Source organism: Pseudomonas machongensis (assembly GCF_034961125.1).
Taxonomy (GTDB): Bacteria; Pseudomonadota; Gammaproteobacteria; order Pseudomonadales; family Pseudomonadaceae; genus Aquipseudomonas; species Aquipseudomonas machongensis.
The window spans coordinates 19,700-27,275 of sequence record NZ_JAYFUI010000087.1 but is presented as its reverse complement, the minus strand read 5'-3'; the positions used below and the strand labels follow the sequence as shown (position 1 = coordinate 27,275).

The following is a 7,576-nucleotide window of genomic DNA, read 5'->3' as shown; positions in this document are numbered from 1 at the left end:
CGCCATTTCTTCCCGCGTTTTGCGGGGTTGAAAGGCTCATTCGACTGTTGAGTGAGCTTTTTGTTTTGTTTCGGGGCTATAGCTCAGCTGGGAGAGCGCCTGCATGGCATGCAGGAGGTCAGCGGTTCGATCCCGCTTAGCTCCACCAATCTGCCACGGTTCGTGAAAATGAATCGGCACGAAGGTTACGTCCCCTTCGTCTAGTGGCCTAGGACACCGCCCTTTCACGGCGGTAACAGGGGTTCGAGTCCCCTAGGGGACGCCATTTCTTCCCGCGTTTTGCGGGGTTGAAAGGCTCATTCGACTGTTGAGTGAGCTTTTTGTTTTGTTTCGGGGCTATAGCTCAGCTGGGAGAGCGCCTGCATGGCATGCAGGAGGTCAGCGGTTCGATCCCGCTTAGCTCCACCAATCTGCCACGGTTCGTGAAAATGAATCGGCACGAAGGTTACGTCCCCTTCGTCTAGTGGCCTAGGACACCGCCCTTTCACGGCGGTAACAGGGGTTCGAGTCCCCTAGGGGACGCCATTTTTACCCGTGTTTTACGGGACTTCAAAGGCTCATTCGATTATTGAATGGGCCTTTTGTTTTTCTACCTCCTTAATCTTCCAGGTGCCCGATCAGCGGTACGCGATTTCGCTTGCCAGAAAATATTACATGCGTAATATTTCGATCATCATATTTGGGGGTGCCCATGAACGATAAAAAGACCCGGACTCGCGAGCGTATTCTCGACGCCGCCTGTAGTGCACTGATCCAGCAGGGGCCAGCCGACCCCAGCGTAGGCCAGGTAATGGCTGCAGCAGGCCTCACCGTCGGAGGCTTCTACGCGCATTTCGATAGCAAGGATGAATTGATGCTGGCGGCATTCGACCAGTTGCTCGGTGAGCGACGGGCCTTGCTTTCGCAGGTCGACCCCAGCCTGTCTGGTGCCGAGCGTCGTGCGCTGGCAGCGGCTTTCTATCTGTCGCGCAAGCACCGTGATGCCCATGAGCACGCCTGTCCCTTGCCTAACGCGTTGGGTGAGATGCAGCGTTTGCCCGCAGCCTTTCGCGAAATGTTGGCCGAACACCTCGAGCTTATGACGGCGCAGATGGTCGATCGTCCCGAGGATATCGACAAGGCGTTCGCCGACCTCGCCCTGATGGTCGGCGGCCTGGCCCTGGCCCGAGCCCTGGGCGCTACCGAACTTTCCGACCGTATTCTGCGCGCCGCCAAGTCGGCGGTTATCTGAGCAACCTCAACTCTGGAGTACGGCGATGACTACCCTGAGCTGGATTCGCAGCGTCAACGGCACCCTCGGCCATCTGGCCCCCGAGCATGTCGCCGGGCGCATGCGGCGCGCCTTCATGACGCCGCGTAACCTGCCTGCGCGGCAGTGGGAGCTGCCGCTATTGGCTTCGGCCGAGCGCATCACCCTGCGCTTCGGTCTTTCGGCCTTGCGCTGGGGCAAGGGGCCGACGGTGCTCCTGATGCACGGCTGGGAAGGGCGGCCCACCCAGTTTGCCGCGCTGATCGAAGCCCTGGTGCAGGCAGGACACACGGTCGTGTCTCTGGAGGGGCCGGCCCATGGCCGTTCGCCGGGGCAGCAGGCGCATGTGGTGCTGTTCGCCCGGGCTCTGCTTGAGGCCGCGGCGGAGCTGCCGCCGTTGCGCGCCGTGATCGGTCATTCGATGGGTGGCGCCAGTGTCATGTTGGCCTTGCAGTGGGGCTTGCGTGCCGAGGCGGCGGTGAGCATTGCTGCACCTGCTCAATTGCTCGGGGTGTTGCGCGGTTTTGCCCGGCGTCTGGGGATGCCCAGGCGGGCGCGTGCAGCCTTCATCCGCCAGGTCGAGCGTGACGTGGGCGTGCAGATCGATCGGCTGGATGTCAGTGGCTACCAGCTCGAGTTGCCTGGGTTGGTGGTTCATGCAGCCGACGATGCGCTGGTCGCGGCCAGTGAGGCGCAGCTCATCCACAAGGCCTGGTTCGACAGTCGCCTGTTGCTGCTGGAGGAAGGTGGGCATCAACGGGTGCTGGCTGACCCGCGTCTGGCCCAGGCTGTGCTCGAGCTGCTGGCGCGTACGACGCAACCGGCACGGCAAAGCGCCTGAGCATCCGTTACACTCTGCCCGTTCACTGACTACAGGAGCGGGCATGAGCTGGGATCTGGCAGCGCCATTCATCATCGACCTTCGCGTCGGCACCGAGGACATAGACGGCCTCGGTCATGCCAACAACGCTGTCTACGTCACCTGGCTGGAGCGCTGCGCCTGGCGTCACTCGCAGCGCCTGGGGCTGGACCTGGCCGAGTACCGTCGTCTGGATCGGGCAATGGCCGTGGTGCGCCATGAGATCGACTACCTGGCAGCGGCGTACGAAGACGACGAGCTGCAATTGGCCACCTGGATCATCGACTGGGATCAGCGCCTGCGCATGACCCGTCGTTTTCAGCTCAAGCGCCCACGTGACGGCGTTACCTTGTTGCGCGCGCAAACCACCTTTGCCTGTATCGAACTGTCCAGCGGCAAGCCCAGGCGGATGCCGGCCGAGTTCATCGAGGGCTATGGTCCGGCGCTGATCGGCGCCTGATCGAAGGGCATTTTTTGCTAGACTGCCGCCTTTTCTCGTCGGGACCCTGAAATGCAAATTGCCCTGGCCCCCATGGAGGGGCTGGTCGACAACATCCTGCGCGACGTGCTGACCCGCGTCGGGGGTATCGACTGGTGTGTCACCGAGTTCATCCGTGTCTGTGATCGCTTGCTGCCACCTTCGTCGTTCGACAAGTTGGCACCCGAGTTGCGCAACGGTGCGCGCACGGCTGCCGGCACGTCGATGCGTGTGCAGTTGCTGGGCTCCGATCCGCTGTGCCTGGCGGACAACGCCGCCCTGGCCTGTGAACTCGGGGCGCCGGTAATCGACCTTAACTTCGGCTGCCCGGCCAAGACTGTGAACAAGTCTCGCGGGGGCGCTGTGCTGCTCAAGGAGCCCGAGCTGCTGCATGCCATCGTTCGTGAAGTTCGACGGGCGGTGCCGGCGCAGATCCCGGTGACGGCGAAGATGCGTCTGGGCTTCGACAGCCCGGATGGTGCGCTGGAGTGTGGCATCGCGCTGGCCGAAGGTGGGGCGCAGCACCTGGTGGTGCATGCGCGAACCAAGGTAGAGGGTTACAAGCCGCCGGCTCACTGGGAGTGGGTGGCGCGGGTGCAGGATGTGGTCAAGGTGCCGGTCTTTGCCAATGGCGAGATCTGGACCGTCGATGATTGGCGACGCTGCCGCGAAGTCAGCGGCGCCGAAAACATCATGCTCGGGCGCGGGCTGGTGTCGAGGCCGGATCTGGGCTTGCAGATCGCCGCAGCGCGCGAGGGGCGGGACTACCAGCCGATGGTGTGGAGCGACCTGCTACCGCTGCTGCGCGAGTTCTGGCGCCAGGCGCAGGCCAAATTGTCGCCGCGCTATGCGCCCGGGCGGATGAAGCAGTGGTTGGCGATGTTGACCCGCAGCTACCCGGAGGCGGTGCTGTTGTTCGCCGAGTTGCGGCGCGAGGATGACTGCGCCCGCATCAGCCGGCTGTTGGGTGTCGAGCCAGTGAAAACGGCCTCTTTCACCGAGTGCGTCGCCTGATGTGCAGCTGCGTCGTGCGGGGTGGGCAGATTTTTTTTCATGAGAGCCCTTGAAAGTCCGTTGCCTGACCTTATCTCTTGAGTACGCGATGCCGAAGTCGGGTCGCGTAGTGACTTACTTGCTGAATCTCAGGAGTTTATGACCATGACTACCGCTTTCTCCCTCGCACCACTGTTCCGCCATTCCGTAGGTTTCGATCGTTTCAATGACCTGTTCGAATCCGCGGCACGTAATGAGGCCGGTAGCAGCTACCCGCCCTACAACGTCGAAAAGCATGGCGATGACCACTATCGCATCGTGGTTGCTGCAGCCGGCTTCCAGGAGCAGGATCTCGACCTTCAGGTCGAAAAAGGCGTCCTGACCGTTACCGGTGGCAAGCGCGAAAATGGCGCTGCCGAAGTCACCTATCTGCATCAGGGTATCGCCCAGCGTGCTTTCAAGCTGTCGTTCCGCCTGGCGGATCACATTGAAGTAAAAGCTGCCGGTCTGGCTAACGGCCTGCTCAGCATCGACCTGCTGCGCATCGTGCCGGAAGAAGCCAAGGCCAAGCGTATTCCGATCAATGGTGAAAAGGCTGCACTGAATTGAATGCAGTGAAGTGACTGGAAGGGCACCCTAGGGTGCCCTTTCGCATTTATGGGGCACACCCCTCCCGTAGAGGCAGGGCGCTATTAATAGTCTGCCGGGGTTTCCTGCAAGATCTGGCGAAACTCCGGCAAGGGCAGCGGTCGGCTGTGCAGGTAGCCCTGGTACAGGTAACAGCCCTGTCGCTCGAGAAATTCCAGTTGCTCCGTCAGTTCGACACCTTCTGCTATCACCGCCAGCTCCAGGCTTCGCGCCATGGCCACGATGGCTCGAACGATCTCGGCATCATTGGGGTCGTTGGGCGCGTCACGCACGAAAGTCTGGTCGATCTTCAGGGCATCCACCGGCAGGCGCTTCAGGTAGGTCAGCGACGAATAGCCCGTGCCGAAATCATCCATGGCGAAGCTCACCCCGTAGCGTTTGAGCTCACGCATCTTGTTGATGGTGTCTTCCAGGTTCTGGATGACAATGCCCTCGGTGATCTCCAGTTTGAGCATGCGCCTGGGCAAGCGATAGTCGTCGAGGCTGCGTAGCACTCGTTCGACGAAATCATTCTGGCGGAATTGCCGGGGGCTGATATTCACGCAGAGACTGAAATCGTCGGCACTGATCAGCCCGTCCTCGAGCATGCGCGCGCAGGCGTCGCAGGCTTCGTCGAGGATCCAGCTACCCACTTCGAGTATCAGGCCGCTTTCCTCGAGCACCTGGATGAACTGGGAGGGCGCTTGCTGGCCAAGTTGCGGATGGTGCCAGCGCAAGAGCACTTCGGCACCGACGATGCGGTTGTCGCGGGCGTCCACCTGGGGCTGGAAGTGCAGGGCCAGTTCGCCGCGCGCCAGCGCCAGACGCAGGTCGTTTTCCATGCGCAGGCGCTCGCTGGCCGCCTTTTGCATGGTGGTGTGGAACAGCTGGGTGGTATTGCGTCCGGAATCCTTGGCGCGGTAAAGGGCGATGTCTGCTCGCTTGAGCAGATCGGCCGGGGTGATGCCATGGTCGGGAATCAGTGCCACGCCGATGCTCGGCGTCACCTGCAGGCGCTGGCCGTCCAGCGACATGGGTTCGGCCAGCAGTTCGCGCAGGGTGTCGGCCAACTCGCGAACCTTGCCCTCGACGTGCTCGCGACTCCCCTCCAGACCGCTGAGCAGGACCACGAACTCGTCGCCCCCCAGGCGTGCCACGGTGTCTTCCAGGCGCACGCTGGCTTCGAGGCGGGCAGTGATGATCTTCAATACCGTGTCGCCGACGGGGTGGCCCAGAGAGTCGTTGATGTGCTTGAAGTGGTCCAGGTCGAGGAACAGCAGGGCGCCGCGCAGGTTGTGGCGCTTGAGCAGGGCGATCTGCTGGCTGAGCCGGTCCATCAGCAGGGCGCGGTTGGGCAGGTTGGTCAGCGGGTCATGGTAGGCCAGGTGGCGGATCTGCGCTTGTGCGTTCTTCAACTGGCTGACGTCGCGGGCGGTCAACAGCAGACAGTCGGTTTCATTGAGGCTGATTGGCTCTACGGACACCTCGACGGTCAGGATGTCTCCGCGTTTGTTGCGTCCGAGCATCTCCCGGTGGTGTACCCGGCCGCGCTCCTTGAGTTCGGCAAGCAAGGCTGCCCGTTGCTTGTCGTCGGCCCAGATGCCCAGTTCGAAAACGGTACGACCCACTACCTCGATGCTGCTGTAGCCGGTCAGGCGGCAGAAGCCGTCGTTGACTTCGACATAGCGTCCACTGAGCCGTTCGGTGATGGTGATGGCGTCGGGGCTCGAGTGGAAGGCTTTGGCGAACTTCTCCTCGCTGGCCTTGAGTGCCGCCTCGGCGCGCTGCTGCTGGGTGATGTCACGCAGCGTGGTGACGCTGCAGGGCTGGCTGTCCACGGTGATCAGGCGGCTGGAAATCACGCAGGTCAGTGGTGAGCCATTGCGGTGGTTGACCACGACCGCGACATTGCTCAAGGCCTGATCGCGGATCACCCGTTCGATGCGTTGCGCGCGCGCGGACGACTCGGCCCAGAGGCCGATCTGCTCGGCGGTGCGCCCGATGACCTGTTCGGCGTCCCACCCGAAGGTCTGGGTGAAGGCTGGATTGATCTCGATGAACTGGCCCGTATCCTGGTGAGTGACGCAGATCGGGTCGGGGCTGACCTGGAACAGGCTGGCGAACTTCTCTTCCGAGGCGCTCAGGCGTTGCTCGCGCTCGACCTGGTCGGTGATGTCCAGCAAGGTGCCGGCCATGCGCAGTGGGTTGCCATGTTCGTCGCGATACAGCCGCGCACGGCTTTCGATATAGCGCGATGCGCCGTTCTCCAGCTGGACGCGATAGGTGATCTGGTAGTTACCGGCCGGTCCTTCGCGCAGGCTGCGGTAGGCTTGACGCATGACGCTGCGTTCTTCCTCGGGTACGCCTTCGAAGAAGGCTTCGAAGGACTCATGGAAGGGCACCGGGTCAAGGCCGTGCAGTTGCGCGGCGCGCGCCGAGCCATAGAGCATGCCGCTGGGAATGTGCCAGTCCCAGGTGCCCAACTGCGCCGAGTCCAGGGCCAGGTCCAGGCGCTCCTGGCTGTCCTTGAGTGCCTGCTCGGCCCGCTTGCGTTCGGTGGTGTCGACAAAAGTGCTGATCAGGTAGGTGATGCCTTCGAGCTCGATACCCTGGGTGCAGAGGATGCCATCGTGGATGTTGCCGCTGGTGGCACGGAACTGGACTTCCATGATCACCGGGCTGCCATTGTTGCGAGTGGCTTCCAGTACTTGCTGGCGCTGTTCGGGGTGGACCCAGAGGCCGAGTTCCACGCTGGTCTTGCCGACGACCTGGGCGCCGGGCCAGCCGAACATGTCCTCGAAATGCTGGTTGACCTCGAAGATCATGCCATCGTTGCGGCGGGTCAGGAGGATGGCATTGGGGCTGAGGTGGAAGAGGGTGGCAAAACGCTTTTCCGAGTTGATCAGTGCGGTTTCGCGATCGCGCTGACGGGTGATCTCGCGGATCACGCCGATCATCTGTGGACGGCCATGGCGATCATGGGTCAGGCTGCCATTGATTTCCAGCCAGTGCAGGCTGCCGTCCGGCCAGCGGATGCGATGCCGCATGGCCTGCTCCACGGGCTCGCCGTTGACCACCGCGTGGAACAGCTGGCGGGTGCGGGCGCGATCCTCCTCTGGCAGCAGGTCCAGGTAGTCGATATCCGCGGGCAACGGGCGCAGGGGATCGAAGCCGAACAGCGCCTGCGTGCCTCGTGACCAGCTCACCCGGCCGGTTTCGATATCCCACAGCCAGGCGCCCAGGCGTGCGCCGTTGAGCGCGGCGAGCAGTTGCGGAGCATTCTGCCAGGCCTGCTCGGACTCCTGGGGATCGACCGCAGGGATGCGCGGCAGGCGCGGAAAGCGGTTTGCTGATTTGGGCATCGGTACCA

6 protein-coding genes and 4 tRNA genes are annotated in these 7,576 nt (G+C 62.6%); 9 read left to right on the top strand and 1 reads right to left on the bottom strand.

Features of this window, described 5'->3' with window-relative positions; translation table 11 throughout:
• Nucleotides 1-72 precede the first annotated feature (72 nt).
• The 9 genes from VA602_RS09420 (at nt 73) to VA602_RS09380 (ending at nt 4,188) form a co-directional block, all read left to right on the top strand.
• Nucleotides 73-148 (top strand) — tRNA-Ala (locus VA602_RS09420).
• Nucleotides 149-189: 41 nt separating this feature from the next.
• Nucleotides 190-265: transfer RNA gene (locus VA602_RS09415), tRNA-Glu, on the top strand.
• Between the two features lie 67 nt (nt 266-332).
• Nucleotides 333-408: transfer RNA gene (locus tag VA602_RS09410), tRNA-Ala, on the top strand.
• A gap of 41 nt (nt 409-449) precedes the next feature.
• Nucleotides 450-525 (top strand) — tRNA-Glu (locus VA602_RS09405).
• 166 nt (nt 526-691) lie between these two features.
• Complete coding sequence (locus VA602_RS09400; protein WP_054893089.1) at nt 692-1,231, top strand: TetR/AcrR family transcriptional regulator; 540 nt, start codon at nt 692-694, stop codon at nt 1,229-1,231.
• 25 nt (nt 1,232-1,256) lie between these two features.
• On the top strand, nt 1,257-2,090 hold the full coding sequence (locus VA602_RS09395) for an alpha/beta fold hydrolase (protein WP_065861181.1): 834 nt from the start codon (nt 1,257-1,259) through the stop codon (nt 2,088-2,090).
• Nucleotides 2,091-2,133: 43 nt separating this feature from the next.
• A complete protein-coding gene (locus VA602_RS09390; RefSeq protein WP_054893091.1) occupies nt 2,134-2,568 on the top strand; it encodes an acyl-CoA thioesterase in 435 nt (144 codons plus the stop codon).
• Between the two features lie 51 nt (nt 2,569-2,619).
• Nucleotides 2,620-3,600, top strand: coding sequence for a tRNA dihydrouridine synthase (locus VA602_RS09385; protein ID WP_323453080.1), 981 nt, complete (start codon nt 2,620-2,622; stop codon nt 3,598-3,600).
• Between the two features lie 144 nt (nt 3,601-3,744).
• Nucleotides 3,745-4,188 (top strand): Hsp20 family protein, encoded by a 444-nt coding sequence (locus VA602_RS09380; RefSeq protein WP_054893093.1) that lies wholly within the window; start codon nt 3,745-3,747, stop codon nt 4,186-4,188.
• An 83-nt stretch (nt 4,189-4,271) separates the two neighbouring features.
• Here VA602_RS09380 and VA602_RS09375 read toward each other — a convergent pair whose 3' ends face one another.
• Nucleotides 4,272-7,568 (bottom strand): PAS domain S-box protein, encoded by a 3,297-nt coding sequence (locus VA602_RS09375; RefSeq protein ID WP_323453079.1) that lies wholly within the window; start codon nt 7,566-7,568, stop codon nt 4,272-4,274.
• Between the last annotated feature and the right edge of the window lie 8 nt (nt 7,569-7,576).